The sequence below is a fragment of the Nocardioides sp. T2.26MG-1 genome (assembly GCF_950101795.1).
Classification (GTDB): Bacteria; Actinomycetota; Actinomycetes; order Propionibacteriales; family Nocardioidaceae; genus Nocardioides.
Window position 1 is genome coordinate 355,192 of record NZ_CATNLZ010000001.1, and the last position, 22,531, is coordinate 377,722.

The 22,531-nt window shown below is 72.4% G+C and carries 23 protein-coding genes; 7 read left to right on the top strand and 16 right to left on the bottom strand.

Translation table 11 applies throughout. From position 1 onward, the window contains the following. Positions 1-80: 80 nt before the first annotated feature. The 5 genes from QQZ14_RS01715 to QQZ14_RS01735 form a co-directional block, all read right to left on the bottom strand. Positions 81-1,217, bottom strand: coding sequence for a lysophospholipid acyltransferase family protein (locus tag QQZ14_RS01715; protein WP_284532433.1), 1,137 nt, complete (start codon positions 1,215-1,217; stop codon positions 81-83). Continuing rightward, the gene (locus tag QQZ14_RS01720) at positions 1,210-2,292 is read right to left on the bottom strand and encodes an NAD-dependent epimerase/dehydratase family protein (RefSeq protein ID WP_284532434.1); all 1,083 of its coding nucleotides are present in this window, start codon (positions 2,290-2,292) and stop codon (positions 1,210-1,212) included. Before QQZ14_RS01720 ends, QQZ14_RS01715 begins: the two co-directional genes overlap by 8 nt. Before the next feature lie 27 nt (positions 2,293-2,319). Beyond that, a complete protein-coding gene (locus tag QQZ14_RS01725) occupies positions 2,320-2,421 on the bottom strand; it encodes a 30S ribosomal protein bS22 (RefSeq protein WP_008356322.1) in 102 nt (33 codons plus the stop codon). 150 nt (positions 2,422-2,571) lie between these two features. Beyond that, positions 2,572-2,775 (bottom strand): helix-turn-helix domain-containing protein, encoded by a 204-nt coding sequence (locus tag QQZ14_RS01730; protein WP_284532435.1) that lies wholly within the window; start codon positions 2,773-2,775, stop codon positions 2,572-2,574. 186 nt (positions 2,776-2,961) lie between these two features. Further along, positions 2,962-4,146: an acetoin utilization protein AcuC gene (locus QQZ14_RS01735; protein ID WP_284532437.1), complete on the bottom strand. Its 1,185-nt coding sequence runs from the start codon at positions 4,144-4,146 to the stop codon at positions 2,962-2,964. A gap of 187 nt (positions 4,147-4,333) precedes the next feature. Here QQZ14_RS01735 and trpS point away from each other — a divergent pair, with 187 nt between their 5' ends. After that, positions 4,334-5,299, top strand: a complete 966-nt coding sequence (trpS, locus tag QQZ14_RS01740; RefSeq protein ID WP_284532438.1) for a tryptophan--tRNA ligase — start codon at positions 4,334-4,336, stop codon at positions 5,297-5,299. Between the two features lie 92 nt (positions 5,300-5,391). On the opposite strand, the gene QQZ14_RS01745 is transcribed toward trpS, so the two are convergent. From QQZ14_RS01745 to QQZ14_RS01780, 8 genes are all read right to left on the bottom strand, one after another. Continuing rightward, positions 5,392-5,913 carry a hypothetical protein gene (locus tag QQZ14_RS01745; RefSeq protein WP_284532439.1) on the bottom strand — a complete coding sequence of 174 codons (522 nt, stop codon included), beginning with the start codon at positions 5,911-5,913 and terminating at the stop codon, positions 5,392-5,394. Beyond that, entirely contained in the window at positions 5,910-6,713 is an 804-nt protein-coding gene (gene proC / locus QQZ14_RS01750; RefSeq protein ID WP_284532440.1) for a pyrroline-5-carboxylate reductase, read from the bottom strand. Before proC ends, QQZ14_RS01745 begins: the two co-directional genes overlap by 4 nt. Before the next feature lie 22 nt (positions 6,714-6,735). Continuing rightward, on the bottom strand, positions 6,736-7,671 hold the full coding sequence (locus QQZ14_RS01755) for a proline dehydrogenase family protein (protein ID WP_284532441.1): 936 nt from the start codon (positions 7,669-7,671) through the stop codon (positions 6,736-6,738). 80 nt (positions 7,672-7,751) lie between these two features. Next, positions 7,752-8,489 (bottom strand): ABC transporter permease, encoded by a 738-nt coding sequence (locus tag QQZ14_RS01760; RefSeq protein ID WP_284532442.1) that lies wholly within the window; start codon positions 8,487-8,489, stop codon positions 7,752-7,754. Further along, positions 8,486-9,199 (bottom strand): ABC transporter ATP-binding protein, encoded by a 714-nt coding sequence (locus tag QQZ14_RS01765; RefSeq protein WP_284532443.1) that lies wholly within the window; start codon positions 9,197-9,199, stop codon positions 8,486-8,488. Before QQZ14_RS01765 ends, QQZ14_RS01760 begins: the two co-directional genes overlap by 4 nt. Before the next feature lie 149 nt (positions 9,200-9,348). Then, entirely contained in the window at positions 9,349-9,945 is a 597-nt protein-coding gene (locus tag QQZ14_RS01770; protein ID WP_284532444.1) for a TetR/AcrR family transcriptional regulator, read from the bottom strand. Further along, a complete protein-coding gene (locus QQZ14_RS01775) occupies positions 9,942-10,733 on the bottom strand; it encodes a sugar phosphate isomerase/epimerase family protein (RefSeq protein ID WP_284532445.1) in 792 nt (263 codons plus the stop codon). Before QQZ14_RS01775 ends, QQZ14_RS01770 begins: the two co-directional genes overlap by 4 nt. Before the next feature lie 2 nt (positions 10,734-10,735). Next, positions 10,736-11,671 (bottom strand): Ppx/GppA phosphatase family protein, encoded by a 936-nt coding sequence (locus QQZ14_RS01780; protein WP_284532447.1) that lies wholly within the window; start codon positions 11,669-11,671, stop codon positions 10,736-10,738. Between the two features lie 47 nt (positions 11,672-11,718). Here QQZ14_RS01780 and QQZ14_RS01785 point away from each other — a divergent pair, with 47 nt between their 5' ends. The 3 genes from QQZ14_RS01785 (at position 11,719) to QQZ14_RS01795 (ending at position 13,936) form a co-directional block, all read left to right on the top strand. Continuing rightward, positions 11,719-12,489, top strand: coding sequence for a hypothetical protein (locus QQZ14_RS01785; RefSeq protein ID WP_284532448.1), 771 nt, complete (start codon positions 11,719-11,721; stop codon positions 12,487-12,489). A 104-nt stretch (positions 12,490-12,593) separates the two neighbouring features. After that, a complete protein-coding gene (locus QQZ14_RS01790) occupies positions 12,594-13,232 on the top strand; it encodes a VOC family protein (protein WP_284532449.1) in 639 nt (212 codons plus the stop codon). A gap of 2 nt (positions 13,233-13,234) precedes the next feature. Continuing rightward, a complete protein-coding gene (locus QQZ14_RS01795) occupies positions 13,235-13,936 on the top strand; it encodes a class I SAM-dependent methyltransferase (protein ID WP_284532450.1) in 702 nt (233 codons plus the stop codon). 60 nt (positions 13,937-13,996) lie between these two features. Here QQZ14_RS01795 and QQZ14_RS01800 read toward each other — a convergent pair whose 3' ends face one another. Further along, positions 13,997-15,046: a LacI family DNA-binding transcriptional regulator gene (locus QQZ14_RS01800; protein ID WP_284532451.1), complete on the bottom strand. Its 1,050-nt coding sequence runs from the start codon at positions 15,044-15,046 to the stop codon at positions 13,997-13,999. Between the two features lie 154 nt (positions 15,047-15,200). Between QQZ14_RS01800 and radA the strand changes: the two genes are divergently transcribed. Then, on the top strand, positions 15,201-16,619 hold the full coding sequence (gene radA, locus QQZ14_RS01805; protein ID WP_284532452.1) for a DNA repair protein RadA: 1,419 nt from the start codon (positions 15,201-15,203) through the stop codon (positions 16,617-16,619). 63 nt (positions 16,620-16,682) lie between these two features. Next, positions 16,683-17,765, top strand: a complete 1,083-nt coding sequence (gene disA, locus QQZ14_RS01810) for a DNA integrity scanning diadenylate cyclase DisA (RefSeq protein ID WP_284532453.1) — start codon at positions 16,683-16,685, stop codon at positions 17,763-17,765. 88 nt (positions 17,766-17,853) lie between these two features. Here the strand turns inward: disA and QQZ14_RS01815 are convergent, their stop codons facing one another. Next, positions 17,854-18,648, bottom strand: a complete 795-nt coding sequence (locus tag QQZ14_RS01815) for a hypothetical protein (RefSeq protein WP_284532454.1) — start codon at positions 18,646-18,648, stop codon at positions 17,854-17,856. A 64-nt stretch (positions 18,649-18,712) separates the two neighbouring features. Between QQZ14_RS01815 and QQZ14_RS01820 the strand changes: the two genes are divergently transcribed. Further along, positions 18,713-19,579 carry an A/G-specific adenine glycosylase gene (locus QQZ14_RS01820; protein ID WP_284532455.1) on the top strand — a complete coding sequence of 289 codons (867 nt, stop codon included), beginning with the start codon at positions 18,713-18,715 and terminating at the stop codon, positions 19,577-19,579. 50 nt (positions 19,580-19,629) lie between these two features. Here the strand turns inward: QQZ14_RS01820 and QQZ14_RS01825 are convergent, their stop codons facing one another. Beyond that, the gene (locus QQZ14_RS01825) at positions 19,630-22,209 is read right to left on the bottom strand and encodes an ATP-dependent Clp protease ATP-binding subunit (protein ID WP_284532456.1); all 2,580 of its coding nucleotides are present in this window, start codon (positions 22,207-22,209) and stop codon (positions 19,630-19,632) included. Positions 22,210-22,531 lie beyond the last annotated feature (322 nt).

Sequence of the window (22,531 nt, forward strand, 5' to 3'; positions counted from 1 at the left end):
CGCTGGGGTAGTCCCTGACGATCGGGCCCCGTGGGAGCGCTCCCAAGGGCCCGATCGTCAGGGACTACCGCAGATCAGCCCTACTTGAAGACCGACTGGCGCTGCATCAGCAGCGTGTAGAGCGTCTGCTGGATGGTCTCGCGGACCTGGTCGGTGACGTTGAACACCAGCATCGGGTCGTCGGCGGCGCCCTCGTCGAGCTCGTCGGTGCGGATCGGCTCGCCGAACTCCAGGAGCCACTTCGAGGGCAGCGGCACCAGCCCGAGCGGGCCGAGCGCGGGGAAGAACGGCGTGATGGGGAGGTACGGCAGGCCGAGCAGGCGGGCCAGCGCCGGGACGTTGCCGACCAGCGGGTAGATCTCCTCGGCACCCACCACCGAGAGCGGGATGATCGGGACGCCGGTGCGCAGCGCGGCGGCCACGAACCCGCCCCGGCCGAACCGCTGGAGCTTGTAGCGCTCGCCGTACGGCTTGCCGATCCCCTTGAAGCCCTCGGGCCACACCCCGACGAGCTCGCCGGCATTGAGCATCCGCTCGGCGTCCTCGCTGCAGGCGAGCGTGGCACCGCTCTTGCGGGCCAGCGAGCTCACGAACGGCAGCCGGAACACCAGGTCGGCGCCGAGGGGCCGCAGGAACCGGCCGGTGTGGTCGTGGATGGACACCAGCGTCATCAGCCCGTCGACCGGGATCGTGCCGGAGTGGTTGGAGACGACCAGCGCGCCGCCCTCGGCGGGGATGTTCTCAGCCCCCCGCACCTCGATGCGGAACCACTTCTCCGCGATCGGGCGCAGGGTCGCCATCAGGAACCGCTCGGTGATCTCCTGGTCGAAGCCGTACTCGTCGACGACGTAGTCGCCGGTGACGCGCCGCCGCAGGAACGCCAGGAACCGCGCCAGCTGGGGCTCCCACTGCTCACCGAACACCTCGCGGGCGCCGTGCTGGATCGCCGCGAGCCAGTCGCTGGCCGGGATGCCGCTCATCGGGCCGCGGTCGCGGGTGGTGGCGGCGGGACGGGGCGCGGGGGCCACGGCCGCGGTCTCCGGCTCCGGCTCGGGCGTGGGGCCGGCGGCGGCGCGGGCCGGCTTCGTCGGGGCCTTGGCGGCGGGCGCCAGCCGGCCGCCGTTGGCCAGGCCGCGCGCCGCGGAGGACGGCTGCTTGCCGGTGCCGCGGCCGGGCCGGCCGCGGGTGCCGATCGGGATGATCTCGGCGTCACCCACGGTCGACTCCTCGGGCGTACGACGGCTCCGGTCGCTCGAGCGTGACGGCGGCCGGAGCGGCGGGCTCGGGCAGGCTCTGCGCCATCCGGCCGAGCAGCCGGTCGGCGTACCCGCCCGTCGGCGGCAGGGGTGCCGCGAAGTCGGCGAACGCCTCGGCGGTCGTGAAGGCCGGCTCGAAGCCGAGCTCGGTGCGCATCCGCGACGTGTCGACGCCGCGGCCGTAGGTCAGCAGTGCGAGGAGCTCGGGCGAGATGTCCGCGATCCGGGCCGAGCGCAGCGTCGAGCGGACCCGGCCGAGCGCGAAGGACGGCAGCGGGACCGTGGGTCGCTGCAGGCGGCGCACGGCCTGGGAGAGCATCAGCATGCCGTCGCCCGCGACGTTGAAGGTGCCGGCGACCTCGGCGGTGATCGCGTGGCGCAGGACGTCGAGGAGGTCCCGCTCGTGGAGGAGCTGCAGGCGCGGGTCGTAGCCGAGGACCGTGGGGACCACCGGCAGCCGGAAATAGGAGGTGAGCGGGCTGGTGACCTCGGGCCCCACGACGTTGGCCGCGCGGATCGTGGTCACTCGGACGTCGGGGCGACGGCGCGCGAACCCGCGGACGTAGCCCTCGACCTCGATGACGTCCTTGGCGTAGCCGGCGCGCGGCGTCCGGCGCGGCTCCATGTCCTCGGTGAACATCGCCGGGTCGCGGTGGCTCGCGCCGTAGACCGTGGTCGACGACTTCACGACCAGCGCCCGCAGCCCGGGCGCCTTCTGGCAGGCGGCGAGCAGCTGCATCGTCCCGATGACGTTGAGCTCCTTCATCGTGTTCCGCCCGCCGGCGCTGCCGGGAGTGGAGATGACGCTCATGTGGACGACGGTGTCGACGTCCTCCTTGACGATGACCTTCGCGATCACCGGGTTGCGGATGTCGGCCCGGACGAACGAGACGTCGCCGATGTCGCCGCGGGGCGGGACCGCGTCCACGCCGACGACGCGGTCGACCGACGGGTCAGCCGCGATGGCGCGCGCGAACCGGCGGCCGAGGTCGCGTGAGACCCCGGTGACCAGGACGACCCTGCCGGCGCTGCCCATGCGGCGTGCTGTGATCGCGCCCGGCGCTTACTTGCCGAGCTTGCGACGCTGGACGCGCGTCTTCTTCAGCAGCTTGCGGTGCTTCTTCTTGGCCATGCGCTTGCGCCGCTTCTTGATGACAGAACCCACGGGATACCTTTCAACAGCCGTACCGTCCACCGGGATCTGCCCGGAGGACCGGGCTAGCCTAGCCGCCGTGCCCCTGCGGGCAGAATCGGTCCGCGGGGGCCGTAGGCGTGAGGTCGGTTGCAGTCGGCGGGCCCGGCCCGGTCGAGGCGATCAGCCGGCGCTGTAGAAGCTCTTGCGGAGGTACTCGTCGACGTCCGTCTCCAGGACGCGGAAGGAACGGCCGACCCGGACGGCAGGGAGCTCGCCGTTGTGGACGAGGCGGTAGACGGTCATCTTCGAGACGCGCATCATCGCCGCGACCTCGGCGACGGTCAGGAACTTCGAGGAGGACGTGTCCCCGGGGTTGGTAGCCATCGTGCACCGATCTTTCTGTCTGACGCGCCACCGGCTTCCCCGCCGGTGAGTGCACGCGTCGCGCACGGTGAGAATAGGGCCTGATGTGACTCGTGGGGAAGGGGTTCACCAAAGTAGCTCACGAGGCATCGGCGTGTCGGCTTGCACCGCCCCTCGTCAGGCGTGCGCCCGCGGCCCTGGCCACGCTCAGGGAAACGGGTCGAGGCCGTGCAGCGGGAAGACCTCCATGCGGGTCGAGTGGATCGACCGGTCCAGCCAGGTCTCGGGGTCGTAGCCGTCGATCCAGTCCCGGTACGCCGGGGTGCGCCCGTCGGTCATCCGGTGCGGCGCCACCTGGTCGAGGAGGGTCTGCACGTGCTGGCGCCAGCCCGGCGGGGTGGGCGTGGCCGGGTCGAGCGGCGTACCCCCGACGATCGCCAGCAGGTGGGTCCACGCCCGGGGCACCACCTCCACGACGGCGTACCCGCCGCCACCGGTCGCGACCCAGCGGCCGCCGGCGACCTCGTGGGCGAGCTCGTGCAGGGCGAGGTACGCCGCACGCTGGCCGTCGACCGAGAGCATCATGTGCGCGAGCGGGTCCTCGATGTGCGAGTCGCAGCCGTGCTGGGTGACCAGGACGTCGGGGGCGAACTCCCGGACCAGCGGCGGGACGACGGCGTGGTAGGCGCGCAGCCAGCCGCCGTCACCCGTGCCCGGGGGAAGCGCGACGTTGACGGCCGAGCCGCGCGCGTCGGGTCCGCCCAGGTCGGTCGGGAAGCCGGTGCCCGGGAACAGCATCTGCCCGGTCTCGTGCAGCGAGATCGTCAGCACCCGCGGGTCGTTCCAGAAGATCTTCTCCACGCCGTCGCCGTGGTGGACGTCGACGTCGACGTAGGCCACCCGCTGCACGCCGTTGTCGAGCAGGTGCTGGATCCCGACGGCCACGTCGTTGTAGATGCAGAAGCCGCTGGCCCGGTCGGGCATCGCGTGGTGCAGCCCGCCGCTGATGTTCACCGCGTGCAGGGACTCCCCCGTCCACACCTGGCGGCACGCCTCGACGGTGGCGCCCACGATGTGCGCCGCCGCGTGGTGCATGCCCGGGAACGTCGGGTTGTCGTCGGTGCCCAGTCCGTGTGCCTCGTCGAGCGTGCCCGGCGTGGTGCCGGCGCGCTCCACCGCGGCGATCAGCGAGCGGCGGTGGACGGTCGCGATCACGTCGTCGGTGGCCACGGGGGCGTCGACCCGGCGCAGCGGGGCGAGGACACCGAGCTCCTCGGCCAGCCGCATCGTGAGGTCGACGCGCAGCGGCGACATGGGGTGCGTCGGGCCGAAGTCGTAGTCGGTGAGGCTGGGGTCGAAGACGACGGTCGCCGGTCCCTCACACGCCTGCATGTGACGGACGCTACCGGTAGTCTGGTCCGGTGCTGACGTTCCGTTCCACACAGTGGTGGCCCGCCTGACGGCGGACCGCACCCGAAGCACACCCACTTCACCCATCGGCCGCCCGCGGGCGGCCGTCGTCATGTCCGGCCCTGCCGGACCAGGTCCGACCCGTGGGCTCACCTCACCAGGAGCACCCATGGACCGCAGGCTCTCCCTGATCACCCCCAGTGGCCACCTCACCCTCGGCAACCTGCTCGGCGCACTGCGCCCGATGGCCGCCGGCCGGCAGGATGCCCAGAATTCGGCAGACTGCTTCTACGGCGTCGCCGACCTGCACGCGATGACCACGCCGCACGACCCCGCCCGGCTGCGCTCGCTCTCGCTCGAGACCGCGACCCTGATGCTCGCCGCCGGGCTCGACCACGCCACGCTGTTCGTGCAGAGCCGGGTCGCCGCGCACGCCCAGCTGGCCTACCTGCTCGAGTGCACCGCCTCCACCGGCGAGCTGGCCCGGATGATCCAGTTCAAGGAGAAGGGCAGGGAGCGACCCTCGACGCGGGTCTCCCTCTACACCTATCCGGCGCTGATGGCCGCGGACATCCTGCTCTACCGCCCGCGGCAGGTGCCGGTGGGCGCCGACCAGCGCCAGCACGTCGAGCTGGCCCGCGACCTCGCGATCCGGTTCAACAGCACCTACGGGCCGGTGTTCACGGTCCCCGAGATCACGGTGCCGGCGGCCGGCGCCCGGGTCATGCGGCTCGACGAGCCCACCCGCAAGATGGGGAAGTCGGGCGACGGGCCGGGCGTCGTCCGGCTGCTCGACCCGCCCGACGTCGTACGCCGCAAGGTCGCCCGCGCGGTCACCGACTCCGACACGGGTCCCGACGCGGTGCGGCGCGACCCGGCCAAGCCGGGTGTCACCAACCTGCTGGACATCCTCGCGGCCTGCGGTGGGTCCGCCGACGCGATCACGACGTACGGCGCCCTGAAGAAGGCGGTGACCGACGCGGTGGTCGCCGAGCTGGAGCCGCTGCAGAAGCGGTACGCCGACCTCTCGGCCGACCCGACGTACGTCACCGGGGTCTACGAGGCGGGCGCCGAGCGGTGCCGGGAGGTGGCCGCGCCCGTGCTCGCCGCAGCGCAGGCCGCGATGGGGCTGTGACGGCACCGCCTCGGCGACGCCGTCGACTCTGGCACCTGCCGCAGCTGTCGCGAGACCCGCCGATCCGCGACCGGAACGTCAGGTGCGTGCCGTCAGGGCGCCGCCGCGTCGCGCTCGGCCAGCGCCCGGAGGGTGTGCAGCTGCTTGCGCATCATCACCAGGTCGCCCCAGGCGAGCAAGTGGCCGCGCACCCGGTCGAGCCGACCCCGCCGGGCGACGGCGATCCGGCAGACGATCCGTCCGGGCTCCGCGGCGTACGTCATCGCGACCGGCCCGAACAGCCGCTCGCCGCGGGGTGTGGTGACCGCGGTCCAGTGGTGCGGCACCTCGAAGGACACCAGCCGGAACACCATCGCCATCGTCTGGCCGAGCTCGAGGCGGTCGGCGCCGGGGGTCAGCTCGCGGGGGCTGCGGCGGCCCCGGTTGTCGATCCAGTCGTAGGAGTACGGCGCGACCGCGACCTGGCACAGCCAGCGCCAGACGAGCTCGACCGGCGCGGCCACGTCGACCGCGCGGGTGAGCAGCAGCGGGCCGGGCCCCACGGCCGCGTCGGCGGGGTAGGCGCGCGCGACCTCGGCGCCGGTGGCGCCCCAGACGGTGGGAAGCCCGGTCACGATCCCTCGGCGAGCGCCCGCGACCGGTCGCGGGCGGCCTCCATGGCGGCCAGGAACGCCGCGCGGACCTTGTGGATCTCCAGCTCGCGCAGGGCGGCGGCGGTGGTGCCGGCCGGCGAGGTCACCTGCTCGCGCAGCACCGCCGGGTGAGTGCCGGTCTCGCGAAGCATCTTGGCCGACCCGACGAGGGTCTGGATCACCAGGTCGGTGGCCGTGGCGCGCGGCAGGCCGAGGTGCACGCCGGCCTCGATCATCGACTCGACCACGAAGAAGATGTAGGCCGGCCCGGACCCGGAGATCGCGGTCACCGCGTCCTGCTGGCGCTCGGGGATCCGCAGCACCTTGCCGACCGACGCCATCAGCGCCTCGGCCTCCGCAAGGTGCTCCTCACTGCAGTGCGAGCCCGGCGAGATCGCGGCCATGCCCTCGTCGACCAGCGCGGGGGTGTTGGGCATGACGCGTACGACGGCGACGCCGTCCGGCACCCGGGCCTCGATGAACGCGGTGGTGATGCCGGCGGCCAGCGAGACCACCAGCTGGCCGGGGCGCAGCACGCCCGCGATCTCGTCGAGCAGGTCGCCCATGTCCTGGGGCTTGACGACCAGCGCCAGCGTGTCGGCCTTGCGGGCCGCCTCGACGTTGCCGACCACGGCCACGCCGTACCGCTCCTCGAGCTCGTGCGCGCGCTCGGGCCGCTTCTCGCCCACGAGCAGGTTGTCGACGCGGCGGCCGGCGCGGACCAGTCCGGAGAGCAGGGTCTCGCCCATCACGCCGGCGCCGAGGATGGCTGTCTGGGACATGGGACGACCTAGCTCTCGGGGATCAGTTCTTGGAGATCAGGGACCGCAGGAAGAATGTCAGGTTCTGCGGGCGCTCCGCGAGCCTTCTCATCAGGTAGCCGTACCACTCGGTGCCGTAGGGGACGTAGACCCGCACGTGCTCACCGTTCGCGACCAGCCGGCGCTGCTCCTCGGGGCGGATGCCGTAGAGCATCTGGAACTCGTAACTGCCGGGCGTCCGGCCGAAGCGGCTGGCGAGCGAGGACGCGATCTCGACCATCCGCGGGTCGTGGGTGGCGATCATCGGGTAGCCGTCGCCGGCGAGCAGCACCTTGAGGCAGCGCACGTAGGACTTGTCGATGTCGAGCTTGTCCTGGAACGCCACCGACTCGGGCTCGAGGTAGGCACCCTTGCACAGCCGCACCCGCGAGCCCTCGTACGCCAGCGCCCGGCAGTCGGACTCCGTGCGGTGCAGCGCGGCCTGCAGGACCGCCCCGGTCTCGGGGAAGTCCTTGCGCAGCTCGCGCAGGATCATCAGCGTCGAGTCGGTGGTGGTGTGGTCCTCCATGTCGAGCGTGACCGTCGTGCCCGCGTTGCGTGCGGCGCGGCAGACCGTGCGGGCGTTCTCGAGGGCGACCTTGTGCCCGACGTCGGGGAGGGACTGGCCGATCGCGCTGAGCTTGACCGACACCTCGGCGTGGCGGGTCAGGCCGCGCGCCGCGAGCTGCTGGAGGAGGTCGAGGTACGCCGCGACCGTCGCGTCGGCCTGCTCCGCGTCGGTGGTGTCCTCCCCGAGGAAGTCCAGCGTCACCCGCAGACCGTCCTCGCTGAGTGCTGCGGTCGCGCCGACCGCGGACTCCGTGGTCTCGCCGGGGACATAGCTGCGCACGATGCCGGCCGACACCGGCATCCCACTGACCGCCCTCTTCACCAGCGCGCTGCGGGAGAGGAGGAGGAGCGGTTGGCGGAGGAGCGACATGCCCACCAGGCTACGACCCGGCGTCCGGCATCCGGACTCCGCCTCGCGTCACCCCGGCGTCACGGCGGCACCACCCGGCGTCACGGGGTCCGGCGGCGCAGGGTGGCCGCCCCGAGCGCGAGGCCGGCGGCCGCGAACACCGCGACCACCGCGATGTCCCGCCAGACCTGCCCGGTCGCGGAGCTCGTGGTCAGGTGCTGCATCGCGTCCACGGCGTACGACAGCGGCAGCACGTCGCTGATCGCCCCGAGCACGTCCGGCAGCAGCGGCCGCGGCACCAGCAGCCCGCAGAGCAGCAGCTGCGGGATCACCAGCGCGGGCATGAACTGCACCGCCTGGAACTCCGTCTGGGCGAACGCCGACACGAACAGCCCGAGGGCGCTGCCGAGGACCGCGTCGACCACGGCCACGACCGTCAGCAGCCAGAGCGGCCCGGCCAGGTCGAGGCCGAGCAGGCCGACGCTGACCGCGACCGCGAGCACCGACTGGACCGCCGCGACCAGCCCGAAGGCGATCGCGTAGCCGACGAGGAAGTCGAGCTTGCCCATCGGCATCGCGAGCAGCCGCTCGAGGGTGCCGCTGGAGCGTTCGCGCAGGGTCGTCACGCTGGTCACGAGGAACATCACGATCACCGGGAAGATCGCGAGCAGGGCCGGGCCGATCCGGTCGAACAGCAGCGGGTTGGCGTCGTCGTACATCCACCACATGAGCGTGATCAGGATGCACGGCAGGACCAGCAGCATCGCGAGCGTGCGCCGGTCCCGCCGCAGCTGGATCAGCACGCGGTGCGCCACGGCGAGCGTCGTCCTGGGGTTCATCGGGCGTCCTTCCTGACGATCGCGAGGAACGCCTCCTCGACGTCCCCGACACCGGCTCCCTGCTTGATCTCGGCCGGGCTGCCGTCCGCGAGGATCCGGCCCTCGCGCATCAGCAGCAGCCGGTCGCAGCGCTCGGCCTCGTCCATGACGTGGCTGGAGACGAACACCGCCACCCCGGTGTCGGCGAGGCGGTGGAAGAGCTGCCACAGGTCCTCGCGGAGCACCGGGTCGAGCCCGACGGTCGGCTCGTCGAGCACGAGCAGGTCCGGCTGGCCGAGCAGCGCGACCGCGAGGCTCGCGCGGGACTGCTGGCCGCCGCTGAGCCGGCCGACGACGTCGTCGCGGTAGGCCCGCAGGTCGACTGACTCGACCGCGCGGTCCACCGCCTCGTGGTCGGCGGCCAGGACGCGGGCGAAGAACCGCAGGTTCTCCGCGACGGTCAGGTCGTTGTAGACGCTGACGGCCTGGGTCACGTAGCCGACCCTTGCGCGCAGCGCCGGGCTGCCGGCCGGCTCGCCGAACACCGTCACGGTCCCGCCGGCGACCTGCTGGACCCCCACCAGGCACCGCATCAGCGTCGACTTGCCGCAGCCCGAGGGCCCGAGCAGGCCGGTCACCCCGCCGCCGATGGTCAGGTCGAGGTGCTCCAGGACCGTGTGCCGGCCACGGACGACGTGGAGGTCGCGCACCTCCACCGCGTTATTCACCATGCGTTGAATTATGCTCACACGGGCTCGTGTCGGCAAGGCACAAGGGCCCTGCTTGTCAGGGACTTCTCCCGCTTCTCGGCCGTTGCAACCGCCGACAAGCGGGAGGATCCCCGGTGAACCGGGGATCCTCCGGCCGGACGCGCCAGCGGTCAGGGCAGCGGGACGGTCAGGTACCGCTGGACGGTGGGGGCGTAGATCGTCACGACGTCGTCGGCGGGCATCGACGCGAGCGGCTCGACCTCGAGCAGGTAGCGCAGCATGATCAGCCCGATGATCTGGCTGGCGACCAGCGGCATCCGCGTCTCCGGCCGGTCCACGCCCAACGCCACCCCGATCGGCTGCAGGATCGCCGGGAGGAAGCCGTCGCTCAGCAGCCGCTGGCCGGAGGGGTCGAGCATGTTGCGGGCCAGGCCGAGCAGCGGGAGCTTGAGCTCGGGGTCGTCCCACACCGAGAGGAACACCCGCAGCATCCGCTCGCCCGCGCCGTCGGGGCCCTGCGCGATGACGCCCGCCAGCCGTGACCGCGGGTCCACCGGCAGCTCGAGGGCGGCGATGAACAGCTCGTCCTTGGTGCCGAAGTAGTGGTGCACGAGCGAGGCATCCACCCCGGCCGCGGCGGCGACCGAGCGCACCGATGTGCCGGCGTACCCCTGCGCGGCGAACAGCCCACGGGCGGCGGCGAGGATCGCCGCACGGGTGTCCGGGGCCCCGGGACGCCGGCCCCGGCGCGGAGCCGTCTCGGTCACGGCGCGCCCACCGCCGAGTGCTCGCGCGCGAACTCCAGCGACTCGCGCAGGTCGGTCTCGCGCTCGGCGGTGTCGCGGCACTTGCGGGTGTTGATCTCCACGACGATCTCGCCGGCGAACCCGACCCGGGCCAGGTGCCGGAGGAACTCCTCGGCGCCGATCGACCCGCGACCGGGCACGAGGTGCTCGTCCTTGGCCGACCCGGTGCCGTCGGTGAGGTGGATGTGCCGCAGCCGGTCGCCCAGGCGCTCGGCCATCGCGACCGGGTCCGAGCGCGCGATCGCGGCGTGGGAGAGGTCGATGGTCGTGTTGGCGTACGGCTCGTCCGAGGGGTCCCAGCCGGGCAGGTACATCTCCATGCCGCGGCTCGACGAGGCCCGCCAGGGGTACATGTTCTCCACCGCGAACGCGATGCCGCTGGACTCCTCGAGCGCGGCGATGCCGTCGACGAAGTCGCGGGCGTAGGTCTTCTGCCAGCGGAACGGCGGGTGCACCACGACCACCTCGGCGCCCAGGGCCGCAGCCATCTCCGCGGAGCGCTCGAGCTTGCCCCAGGGCTCGGTGCCCCACACCCGTTGGGTGAACAGCAGGCAGGGCGCGTGCACCGCGGACACCGGGACGCCGTGGTGACGGGAGAGCTGCTGGATCGCGGAGGACTGCTGGCTGAGGGCGTCGATGCCGACCATCACCTCGACGGTGTCGTAGCCCAGCGACGCGGCGTACGCGAAGGCGTGCGCCGAGGACTCGGGGTAGACCGAGACCGTGGAGAGTCCGATGCGCGGAGCCATGGCTACCCCAGCACGCTGATCTGGTCGAGCCGCTCGAGGATCACGCCCTCGCGCAGTGCCCACGGGCAGATCTCCAGCTCCTCGAGCCCGAAGATGTCCATCGCCGCCTCCGCGACCAGCGCGCCCGGCACGATCTGGTGGGTGCGGCTCGGCGAGACGCCGGGCAGGTGGGCCAGGTCGTCGGAGCTCATCGCGACGAGCTTGGGGATCCACTGGCGCAGCGCGTCGCGGCCGAGGGCGCGCGGCACGAGCGGCCCGTCGGCGGACGGCGCGGCGCCGCAGATCCGGGCCAGCGACCGGAAGGTCTTGGAGGTCGCCGCGGCGTGGTCGGGGGTGCCGGCGCGCAGCAGCTGGCCGGCGTTGCGTGCGATCTCGGCGCGGATCTGCTTGCGCAGCAGGCGGATCGCCTCGTCGTCGGGGGCCCCGCCGCCGAAGAACTGTCGGGCCAGGCGCCCGGCTCCGAGCGGGAGCGACCACGCGACGTCGGGTGCCTCGTCGGCGCCGCCGGCGATCTCCAGCGACCCGCCGCCGATGTCGAAGACCGCGAGCCGCCCGGCCGACCAGCCGAACCAGCGGCGTACGGCGAGGAACGTCAGCCGCGCCTCGTCCTCCCCCGACAGGACCGCGATCCGCAGGCCGGTGGCCGCGTGCACGTGGTCGAGCACCGCGTCGGAGTTGACGGCGTCGCGCACGGCGGAGGTGGCGAACGCGAGCATGTCCTCGCAGCCTTTGTCCTCCGCGACGACGAGCGCCTGGGCGGTGAAGGCGGTGAGCGCGTCGATGCCCTGCTGCGCGACGGCACCGTCCGCATCGAGGTGCTCGGCGAGCCGCAGCGGCTCCTTATAGGAGAACGCCGGGAGCGGCGCCGCGCCGCCGTGGGCGTCGACCACGAGCAGGTGCCCGGTGTTGGACCCGATGTCGAGGACGCCCAAGCGCATGGGTCCAACGTACTAGGGCCGACACATCGGCCACGTAGGGTTGACGGGTGCCCGAAGTCGACCTGGTCTTCCCCCGTGCGTTCGTGGAGTTCGTCAACCCGGCCGACCAGACCGAGGTGATGCGCTGCGACCTCACCTGGCTGACCTCGAGCTACACCTGCATCTTCGGCCAGGGCTGCCCGGGCATCTACGCCGACGCCCCCGACGTCGGCTGCTGCACGCTCGGCGCGCACTTCGCGGACAAGGACGACGAGAAGCGGGTTGCGGCGTACGTCGAGATGCTCGACGAGGAGCTGTGGCAGCACAAGCCGGGCGGCAACAAGGGCAAGGTGCGCAAGCAGGACTGGATCGAGCTCGACGACGACGGCGAGCGCAAGACCCGCACGATCACCGTCGACGGCCAGCAGGCGTGCGTGTTCCACAACCGCCCGGACTTCAAGAACGGCGCCGGCTGCGCCCTGCACGCCCTGGCGTTCGTGCTCGGCAAGAACCCGCTCGAGACCAAGCCCGACGTGTGCTGGCAGCTGCCGATCCGCCGTACGTTCCGCGAGGTCACGCGCCAGGACGGCTCCACCTACACGGAGGTCTCGATCGGCGAGTACGACCGCCGGGGCTGGGGTGCGGGCGGCCACGACCTCGACTGGTACTGCTCGGGCAACACCGAGGCGCACGTCGCCGTCGACCCCGTCTACGTCTCGAACGAGGCCGAGCTGACCGCACTGATGGGCAAGCCGGCATACGACGAGCTGGTCCGCCACTGCGAGGCGCACGTGCGCTCCCGCTCCGCGCTCGCGCTGCACCCGGCCGACCCGCACTGACCACTGCGCTGACCACCGCACTGACCACTGCGCTAGACATCTCGACGTCAAGAGACTCCGACCCCGGCGTGCGAGGTTCCTGAGAGGACGCCGAGAATCTCTGTATGCGCCTGGACCATCTCTCTTTCGCAGCCGGACCTGATGGCCTCGCCAGCACTGCCCAGCGCATCGGGGGTCTGCTCGGCAAGGACTTCGTCGACGGTGGTGTGCACCCCCGTTTCGGGACCCGCAACATGATCCTGCCGCTCGCCGGCAACACCTACCTCGAGATCGTCGAGGTCCTCGACCACCCCGCCTCCGACAAGGCCCCGTTCGGCCAGGCCGTCCGCGCCCGCTCCGCGCTCGGCGGCGGCTGGCTCGGCTGGGTCGTCGCGGTCGACGACATCACCGTCGTCGAGCAGCGGCTCGGCCGCGAGGCCGTGATCGGCAGCCGGCACCGGCCCGACGGCACCGAGCTGCGCTGGAAGCAGATCGGCGTCCACGGCCTGATCGCCGACCCGCAGCTGCCGTTCTTCATCCAGTGGGACACCCCGGCCGAGCTGCACCCGAGCGCCGAAGCCGACCCGTCGTTCTCCCTGGCCTGTCTGGAGATCGCCGGCGACCCGCACCGGGTTAGCGAGTGGCTGGGCGAGACCGTCGAGGCACCGCTCGAGGACGTCAAGGTCGACTGGGCCGCGCCCAACGGGACGCCCGGCATCGTCGCCGCCCAGTTCCAGACCCCGAGCGGGCTCGTCAGACTCTGACGGTGGCCGCGGACGTCACGCCCGGGGCTCGGCCGAGCCCCAACATCTGGCACCACCCGGCGACGTACGAGATCGAGAACCGGGCAGTCGACCCCGACGGCGCGCTGGGCGCGGCGATGCTCGCCGTCGACGACTGGGCCGGACGCACCGTGCTCGACGTCGGCTGCGGCACCGGCTTCCACCTGCCGTGGTTCGCGGAGACCGCCGCCTCGGTGGTCGGCGTCGAGCCGCACGCCGACCTGGTCGCCCTGGCCCGCCGTCGCGCCCGCCGGCTGCCGAACGTGACCGTGCACCAGGGCGCGGCCCAGTCGCTGCCGCTGCCGGACGTCTCGGTCGACGTCGTCCACGCCCGGTGGGCGTACTTCTTCGGCCCCGGCTGCGAGCCCGGGCTCGCCGAGCTCGACCGGGTCGTGCGCCGTGGCGGTACGGCGTACGTGATCGACAACGACCCGACCCGGTCGACGTTCGGGGCGTGGTTCCGGCGGGGCTACCCCGAGGTCGACCCGGCCGCGGTCGAGCGGTTCTGGTCCACGCGCGGCTGGACCCGGGTGCCGGTCGACCTGCGCTGGTCGTTCTCCTCCCGCGCCGACCTGGAGGCCGTCGTCGGCATCGAGTTCACCCCCGCCGTCGCCGACGAGGTGCTGGCCGAGCACGCCGGCACCGAGGTCGACTACGCGGTCAACCTGTGGTGGCGGCGGTTCTAGGCGGCCGGGACGCTTTCGCCGGGCGGGTCCAGGGAGACTGCCGGCAGCCCGTCCGCCCGCCTAGCTCGTCCCACGCAGGGCGAGCGTGGGGGTCAGCATCACGCCCGGCCCGACCGTGGGCGGGTGGGCGAGCAGACCCTCGAGCGCCTTGACGATCTCGACGGCCGCGTCCTCGAGCGGCTGGCGGACCGACGTCAGCCCCGGTGAGACCACCTGGGCGACCTGGGAGTCGTCGAAGCCGATCACCGCGACGTCATGGCCGGGGACCAGGCCGCGGTCGGCGAGGGTGCGCAGCACCCCCATGGCGAGGGTGTCGGAGGCGCAGACGAACGCGGTCGGGCGGGCCTCGTCGAGCAGCACCGCGCTGGCCTCGCTGCCACTGCCCACCGTGTCCTCGACCCGCGAGGCCAGGCCGGTGGTCGGCAGGCCGCGCGCGTGCAGGGCGCGGCTCCAGCCGGAGCGACGGTCCTCGCCGATGAAGGAGTCCTTGCGCCACCCGATCCAGGCGATCCGCTGGTGCCCCTTGTCGAGGAGGTACGACGTCGCCAGGTCGGTCCCGGACGCCCCGTCGACGTCGACCCAGGGGTGCTCGGCGGCCGGGTTGTCCCACGGGCGCCCGAACGCCACGAACGGTGCGCGGCGCTCCTCGAGCCAGGCGGCCTGGGGGTTGCCGAGGTAGGTGTCGGTGACCACGAACGCGTCGACCGCGGTCGAGCGGAGCAGGTCGTCGTACCCGGTCACCGGGTCCTCGGGGTCACCGGCGAACAGCAGCACGTGGTAGCCGGCGTCGCGGGAGGTCTCGACGAGGGAGTGCACGAACCGGTCCATGGTCGCGTTGGCGGTGCCCTCCTGGGCCGGGCCGATCCGCATCCCGATCAGGTGCGAGGACCGGGTGCGCAGGTTGCGGGCGGCGCGGTTGGGGGAGTACCCCAGGTCGTCGATCGCCTGGAGCACCCGGGCGAGGGTGTCCGCGCGCAGGAGGTCGGGGTTGTTGACCGCGTTGGAGACCGTCTGCCGCGAGACGCCGGCACGCTCGGCGACGTCGGCGAGGGTCGGCGGGGTCGTCGGGACCCGGGCCGCACGCCCCGTTCCGGCCGGTGTCCTGGACAATCCCACCTCCTCGACTGACGGGGATCGCCTTGATCGTTCCAAGGTCAGCATAACGACGTCCGGCGTCCGAACCGACCGGACGCCGCGATCCGTGCCGGACCGCTGCTGCGCGCCGTACGACGGGGTGTCGGCGCGGCCGCCTAGGTTCATCCCCATGGCGAAGTCCTCCCACCCCGCGTTCCGTTGCTCCGAGTGCGGCTGGGAGACCGCCAAGTGGGTCGGCCGGTGCGGCGAGTGCCAGGCCTGGGGGTCGGTCGCCGAGGCGGCCACCGCTCCGGCGGGCCGCACGACGGCGAGCCCGGTGACCCGCCCGGCCGTGCCGATCGGCCAGGTCTCGGTGGAGGACTCCCGGTTCCGCAGCAGCGGCGTCCCCGAGCTCGACCGGGTGCTGGGCGGCGGCCTGGTGCCGGGCGCCGCGATCCTGCTCGCCGGCGAGCCGGGGGTCGGCAAGAGCACGCTCCTGCTCGAGGTCGCCGCCCAGACCGCCCGCTACCAGCGCCGCACCCTCTACGTCACCGGCGAGGAGTCCGCCTCCCAGGTGCGGCTGCGCGCCGACCGCACCGGCGGCGTCCACGACGAGCTCTACCTCGCCGCCGAGACCGACCTGGGCGCCGTCCTCACCCACATCGAGCAGGTCCGGCCCACGCTGCTTGTCGTCGACTCGATCCAGACCATCGGGGCGTCCGGGGTCGACGGGGTCCCCGGGGGCGTCACCCAGGTCAAGGAGGTCGCCGCGGCGCTGATCCGGGTCGCCAAGACCCGCAACATCACCACGGTGATCGTCGGCCACGTGACCAAGGACGGGACGATCGCCGGACCACGGGTGCTCGAGCACGTCGTCGACGTCGTGCTGCACTTCGAGGGCGACCGGGAGTCCCGGTTCCGGATGGTCCGGGCGATGAAGAACCGCTTCGGCCCGATCGACGAGGTCGGCTGCTTCGACCTCGGCGCCGACGGCATCACCGCGGTCACCGACCCGACCGGTCTCTTCGTCGAGAGCCACCACGCCCCGGTCCCGGGCACCTGCGTCGCCGTGTCGATGGAGGGCCGGCGGCCGCTGCTCGCCGAGGTGCAGGCGCTTGTGACGCACAGCTCTGCGGAGCGCCCGCGGCGTACGACGTCGGGTCTCGACTCCAGCCGGGTCGCGATGGTGATGGCGGTGCTGCAGCAGCACTGCGGTGTCCACCTGCACACCCGCGACGTGTTCGCCTCGACGGTCGGTGGCGCCCGGATCGTCGAGCCGGCCAGCGACCTCGCGGTCGCGGTGGCGCTGACCTCGGCCAGCCGCGGACTGGCGGCGCCGCGGGGCGTGGTCGCGATGGGCGAGATCGGCCTGTCGGGTGAGCTGCGCCGGGTCCGCGACCTGCCGCTGCGGCTGGCCGAGGCCGCCCGCCTCGGGTTCCAGCTCGCGGTGGTGCCCACCGAGCCCGGCCGGCCGCCCGCCCGGTCGCCGGAGTCGTGGACGGTCGACGGCATGCGCGTGCTCGACGTGTCCGACGTCCACGGCGCGCTGCGCCTGCTCCAGCTGGTCGGCTCCGAGACCAGCAGGCCGCGTTCGGTCGAGGGACTCTGAGACGCTCCCCTAGACTCAGCGCAGCGGCCGGACTGGGCCGCCCACACAGGGAGGACCACCGAGGTGGCCACGGATCGCTCGGACGAGACGCTGCGGCTGCGCGCGACGCTCGCGACCATCGCGCCCGGCACGCCGCTGCGCGACGGCCTGGAGCGGATCCTCCGCGGCCGCACCGGCGCACTGATCGTCATGGGCCACGACAAGGTCGTCGAGTCGATCGCGACCGGCGGCTTCACGCTCGACGTCCCGTTCACCGCCACCGGGTTGCGCGAGCTGGCCAAGATGGACGGCGCGATCATCGTCGACAAGGACGTCACCCGGATCCTCCGCGCGGCCGTGCACCTGATGCCCGACCACACGATCCCGTCCGAGGAGACCGGCACCCGGCACCGGACCGCCGACCGGGTGGCCCGCCAGACCGGCTTCCCGGTCATCTCGGTGTCCCAGTCGATGCAGATCATCGCGGCGTACGTCGGCGAGACCCGCCACGTGCTCGAGGACTCCGGCCAGATCCTGTCCCGCGCCAACCAGGCGCTCGCCACGCTCGAGCGCTACAAACTGCGCCTCGACGAGGTGTCGAGCACGCTCTCGGCGCTGGAGATCGAGGACCTCGTGACGGTCCGCGACGTCGCTGTGGTCGCCCAGCGGCTGGAGATGGTGACCCGGATCGCCAGCGAGATCGAGGACTACGTGCTCGAGCTCGGCACCGACGGCCGGCTGCTCTCCCTGCAGCTCGAGGAGCTGATCACCGGCGTCGACACCGAGCGCGAGCTCGTGATCCGCGACTACCTCCCGGCCGGCAGGCGCACCAAGAGCCCCGAGGCGCTCCTCAACCGGCTCGAGTCGCTCTCGTCCACCGAGCTGGTCGACCCCGCGGCCGCCGCCCGGGCGCTCGGCCTCGGCAACGGCGAGCACCTCGACGGCGCGGTCGCGCCCCGCGGCTACCGGCTGCTGGCCAAGGTGCCGAGGCTGCCCACGACCGTCGTCGACCGGCTCGTCGACCACTTCGGCACTCTGCAGAAGCTGCTGTCCGCCGGGGTCGACGACCTCCAGGCGGTCGAGGGTGTCGGCGAGCTGCGCGCCCGCAGCGTCCGCGAGGGCCTGTCCCGCCTCGCCGAGTCGACGATCCTCGAGCGGTACGTCTAGCCCACCGTCCGCCGTCGAGGCACCCGAAATGGCTGCGATCCGCCTCGGGACCCAGCCACTTCTGGTGTCTCGACGGTGAACAGCCGCCTCAGTCGGGCTCGACGGCTCCGGACGGCGACTTGCTGGCCGAGTGGCTCGGCGTGACCGGGCGTCCGGAGGGCGAGCTGGACGGGGAGTTCTTCGGCGTCACGGTCTTGGTGATCGTGCCGGCCACGGGTGTGGTCAGCTCGAACTGGACGTCCGAGGGCTCGCCGCCGAGGGCGGCGGCGGTGACGTGGTACCAGCCGGGGTCGGCCCATCCGGTGAGCTTGGTGCAGCCGTCGCTGTCGGACCGCTTCGCCTGCGTCCAGACCAGGTCGACGTCGGTGGTCTCCGCGCTGCGGACGATGACGTCGCGGCTCAGGATCGCGCGAGGGCAGTCGCGGCTGGTCCAGATCCGGTCCTTGCCGGACGTGATGTTGACCGTGAGGGAGTCGGTGGACACCCGCCAGGTGCAGGCGTCCGAGGTGACCGTGCGCAGCTGCAGCACGATCTTGACGTCGTTGCCGGCGACGGCGTCCTCGACCAGCGGCGTGACCGCGATGTCCTCGTTGGCGCACGGCCCGTCGGGCTCGGCGAGCACGGGCTCCTGGCTCCGGCTCGCCTTCTTGCCCGGCTTGCGGCTGCTCTCGGCCGCGGTGGGCAGGTCGCCGACCGTGGTCGACTCCGACGGCGAGGCCCCCGCGGCGACCGGGGCGGCGCGGTCGGGGTCCGAGCTGGCGTCACTGCCGCCGCCGAGCAGGCGGGCGATCGCGACGACGAGCAGGACGGCGGTCCCCAGCACCAGCGTCCGACGCACCCAGTAGACGCGCGCCGGCAACGGGCCACGGGTCAAGGCGGGCATGACGTCACGCTAGTCAGGGGCGAGCCCCTGATCGCGGTGCCACACCGGCCACAATGGCGTCGACATGAGCAATCTCCACGAACCCCTGCTGCGGTGGTACGACGAGCACGCCCGCGACCTGCCGTGGCGGCGTCCCGAGGCGGGTGCGTGGTCGGTCATGGTGTCGGAGTTCATGCTCCAGCAGACCCCCGTCGCGCGGGTGCTGCCGGTCCACGAGCAGTGGCTGGCCCGGTGGCCGGCGCCTGCCGACCTCGCGGCCGAGCCCAGCGGCGAGGCGGTCCGGGCCTGGGGCCGCCTGGGCTACCCGCGCCGGGCGCTGCGCCTGCACGCGGCGGCCACCGCCATCGTCGAGCGGCACGGCGGCACCGTGCCCGCGTCGTACGACGACCTGGTCGCGCTGCCCGGCATCGGCGACTACACCGCGGCCGCGATCGCGACCTTCGCCTACGGTCGGCGCCACGTCGTGCTCGACACCAACGTTCGGCGGGTGTTCGCGCGGATCCTCCAGGGCGTCGAGCTGCCGGGCACGTCGGTGACCCGGGCCGAGCGCGAGGTGGCCCTCGAGGTGCTGCCGGACGACGAGCCGACGGCGTCGACCTGGTCGGTCGCGGTCATGGAGCTCGGCGCACTGGTCTGCACGGCCGCCAACCCGCGCTGCGGCGGCTGCCCGGTCGCCGACCTCTGCGCGTGGCGGGCGGCGGGCCATCCGGCGTACGACGGGCCCCCGCGCAAGGCGCAGACCTGGGCCGGCACCGACCGGCAGTGCCGGGGCCGGCTGCTCTCGGTGCTCCGCGACAGCGACGCCCCCGTGCACCGCAGCCGGCTCGACGCGACCTGGACCGAGGAGGCCCAGCGGGTCCGCTGCCTGGCCTCGCTGGTCGAGGACGGGCTGGTCGTCCACGCCGGCCCGGACACCTACGCCCTGCCCTGAAATGACGTTGACCCGCCCGAAAGTTTCGGGCGGGTCAACGTCTCAGGCGGTCAGTCGGTGGACTTCGGGACGTCCGCGCCGCTGTCGGAGTCGTCCGGACCGTCGGTCACGGCCTCGCCGGTCGCGACCTCGGCGGTCTCGAACGGCGGCAGGTCGGGCAGCTCGCCGACCTTCTGCCCGGAGAACGTGAAGGTGGCCGTCGGGCCCTCCCCCTCGACGTCCACGAGCACGATCTGGCCCGGGCCGACCTCGCCGTACAGCATCTTCTCGGCGAGCACGTCCTCGATCTCGCGCTGCACCGTGCGGCGCAGCGGCCGGGCGCCGAGCACCGGGTCGAAGCCGCGCTCGGCGAGCAGCTGCTTGGCGGGCTGGGTCAGCTCGATGCGCATGTCGCGGTCGCGCATCCGCAGCTCGACCGAGGCGATCATGTTGTCCACCATCGCCACGATCTGCTCCTGCGACAGCGGCGGGAACACGATGATCTCGTCGACACGGTTGAGGAACTCGGGACGGAAGTGCTGCTTGAGCTCCTCCGACACCTTCGCCTTCATCCGGTCGTACGAGCCGGCCGCGTCGCCGGACTGCTGGAAGCCGAGGTTGATGCCCTTGGCGATGTCGCGGGTGCCGAGGTTGGTGGTCATGATGATCACGGTGTTCTTGAAGTCGACCACCCGGCCCTGCGAGTCGGTCAGGCGACCCTCCTCGAGGATCTGCAGCAGGCTGTTGAAGATGTCCGGGTGGGCCTTCTCGACCTCGTCGAACAGCACCACCGAGAACGGCTTGCGCCGCACCTTCTCGGTGAGCTGGCCGCCCTCCTCGTAGCCGACGTAGCCCGGAGGCGAGCCGAACAGCCGCGAGACCGTGTGCTTCTCGCCGAACTCCGACATGTCGAGCTGGATCAGCGCGTCCTCGTCGCCGAAGAGGAACTCCGCGAGCGTCTTGGACAGCCACGTCTTGCCGACGCCGGAGGGACCGGCGAAGATGAACGACCCGCCGGGACGCTTGGGGTCCTTGAGGCCGGCACGGGTACGCCGGATCGCCCGGCTGAGCGCCTTGACGGCCTCCTCCTGGCCGATGACGCGCTTGTGCAGCTCGTCCTCCATCTTGAGCAGCCGGGTCGACTCCTCCTCGGAGAGCTTGACGATCGGGATGCCGGTCGCCACGGCGAGCACCTCGGCGATCAGCTCCTCGTCGACCTCGGCCACCTCGTCCATGTCGCCCGCGCGCCACTGCTTCTCGCGCTCGGACTTCTTGAGGATCAGCTGCTTCTCCTCGTCGCGCAGGCGCGCGGCGGCCTCGAAGTCCTGGCCGTCGATCGCGGCCTCCTTGCGCTGCCGGACCTCGCCGATCTTGTCGTCGTACTCGCGCAGGTCGGCGGGCGCCGTCATCCGACGGATCCGCAGCCGCGAGCCCGCCTCGTCGATCAGGTCGATGGCCTTGTCGGGCAGGAACCGGTCGGAGATGTAGCGGTCGGCCAGCGTCGCCGCCGAGACCAGCGCCTCGTCGGTGATCGTCACCCGGTGGTGGGCCTCGTAGCGGTCGCGCAGGCCCTTGAGCATCTCGATCGTGTGCGCGATCGAGGGCTCCGCGACCTGGATCGGCTGGAAGCGGCGCTCCAGCGCGGCGTCCTTCTCGAGGTACTTGCGGTACTCGTCGAGGGTGGTGGCGCCGATCGTCTGCAGCTCGCCGCGGGCCAGCATCGGCTTGAGGATGCTGGCGGCGTCGATCGCGCCCTCGGCCGCGCCGGCGCCGACGAGCGTGTGGATCTCGTCGATGAACAGCACGATGTCGCCGCGGGTGCGGATCTCCTTGAGCACCTTCTTCAGGCGCTCCTCGAAGTCACCGCGGTAGCGCGACCCGGCGACCAGGGCCCCGAGGTCGAGCGTGTAGATCTGCTTGTCCTTGAGCGTCTCGGGCACGTTGCCCTTGACGATGTCCTGGGCGAGACCCTCGACGATGGTGGTCTTGCCGACGCCGGGCTCTCCGATGAGCACCGGGTTGTTCTTCGTACGGCGGGACAGGATCTGCATGACCCGCTCGATCTCCTGCTCCCGGCCGATGACCGGGTCGAGCTTGCCCTCGCGGGCGTCCTGGGTGAGGTTGCGGCCGAACTGGTCGAGCACCAGCGACGAGGACGGCGCGTCCCCGCCGGAGGCGCCGGTGGCCGCGGCCGAGCCGGCCGACTCCTTGCCCTGGAAGCCCGAGAGCAGCTGGATGACCTGCTGGCGCACCCGGTTGAGGTCGGCGCCGAGCTTCTGCAGCACCTGGGCGGCGACGCCCTCGCCCTCGCGGATCAGGCCGAGCAGGATGTGCTCGGTGCCGATGTAGGAGTGGCCGAGCTGCAACGCCTCGCGCAGGGACAGCTCGAGCACCTTCTTGGCGCGCGGGGTGAAGGGGATGTGGCCGCTCGGGGCCTGCTGGCCCTGGCCGATGATCTCCTCGACCTGGGCACGCACCGCCTCGAGCGAGATGTCGAGGCTCTCCAGCGCCTTGGCGGCCACGCCCTCGCCCTCGTGGATGAGGCCGAGCAGGATGTGCTCCGTGCCGATGTAGTTGTGGGAGAGCATGCGGGCCTCTTCCTGGGCCAGCACGACCACCCGGCGGGCTCGGTCAGTGAACCGCTCGAACATGCGCATCGCTCCTACAAGCTTGTGGGGCCCTCCCCCCGTCGTCGTGGAGGGGAGGTACGAGACAACTAACCCCGCTGACAGCCTACGCGTTCCCACCTCAGGCCCTAGCCAGTCCGCTGAGAGCGAACAACTCCCTCGCAGCGACGCGTGAGGCACGAACGCGGCGCGTGGGCGTCACCAGATCGAACAAGCCCCGCGGCTGAGGAACGAAGCCGCGACGGGCGCGTCGAGATCCGGTGAGACGAACAGGGCGGTGACCACGAAGGTCACCGCCCTGCTGCTACCTACGGGGTCTCGACAAGCTCGACCAGCGAACGGTGGT

Bases quoted from the DNA above. Each gene is read 5' to 3' on its own strand.
- QQZ14_RS01720 (WP_284532434.1), bottom strand. From the start codon at position 2,292: ATGGGCAGCGCCGGCAGGGTCGTCCTGGTCACCGGGGTCTCACGCGAC.
- QQZ14_RS01730 (WP_284532435.1), bottom strand. From the start codon at position 2,775: ATGGCTACCAACCCCGGGGACACGTCCTCCTCGAAGTTCCTGACCGTC.
- QQZ14_RS01735 (WP_284532437.1), bottom strand. From the start codon at position 4,146: ATGCAGGCGTGTGAGGGACCGGCGACCGTCGTCTTCGACCCCAGCCTC.
- trpS (WP_284532438.1), top strand. From the start codon at position 4,334: ATGGACCGCAGGCTCTCCCTGATCACCCCCAGTGGCCACCTCACCCTC.
- proC (WP_284532440.1), bottom strand. From the start codon at position 6,713: ATGTCCCAGACAGCCATCCTCGGCGCCGGCGTGATGGGCGAGACCCTG.
- QQZ14_RS01755 (WP_284532441.1), bottom strand. From the start codon at position 7,671: ATGTCGCTCCTCCGCCAACCGCTCCTCCTCCTCTCCCGCAGCGCGCTG.
- QQZ14_RS01760 (WP_284532442.1), bottom strand. From the start codon at position 8,489: ATGAACCCCAGGACGACGCTCGCCGTGGCGCACCGCGTGCTGATCCAG.
- QQZ14_RS01765 (WP_284532443.1), bottom strand. From the start codon at position 9,199: ATGGTGAATAACGCGGTGGAGGTGCGCGACCTCCACGTCGTCCGTGGC.
- QQZ14_RS01775 (WP_284532445.1), bottom strand. From the start codon at position 10,733: ATGGCTCCGCGCATCGGACTCTCCACGGTCTCGGTCTACCCCGAGTCC.
- QQZ14_RS01780 (WP_284532447.1), bottom strand. From the start codon at position 11,671: ATGCGCTTGGGCGTCCTCGACATCGGGTCCAACACCGGGCACCTGCTC.
- QQZ14_RS01790 (WP_284532449.1), top strand. From the start codon at position 12,594: ATGCGCCTGGACCATCTCTCTTTCGCAGCCGGACCTGATGGCCTCGCC.
- radA (WP_284532452.1), top strand. From the start codon at position 15,201: ATGGCGAAGTCCTCCCACCCCGCGTTCCGTTGCTCCGAGTGCGGCTGG.
- QQZ14_RS01815 (WP_284532454.1), bottom strand. From the start codon at position 18,648: ATGCCCGCCTTGACCCGTGGCCCGTTGCCGGCGCGCGTCTACTGGGTG.
- QQZ14_RS01820 (WP_284532455.1), top strand. From the start codon at position 18,713: ATGAGCAATCTCCACGAACCCCTGCTGCGGTGGTACGACGAGCACGCC.
- QQZ14_RS01825 (WP_284532456.1), bottom strand. From the start codon at position 22,209: ATGTTCGAGCGGTTCACTGACCGAGCCCGCCGGGTGGTCGTGCTGGCC.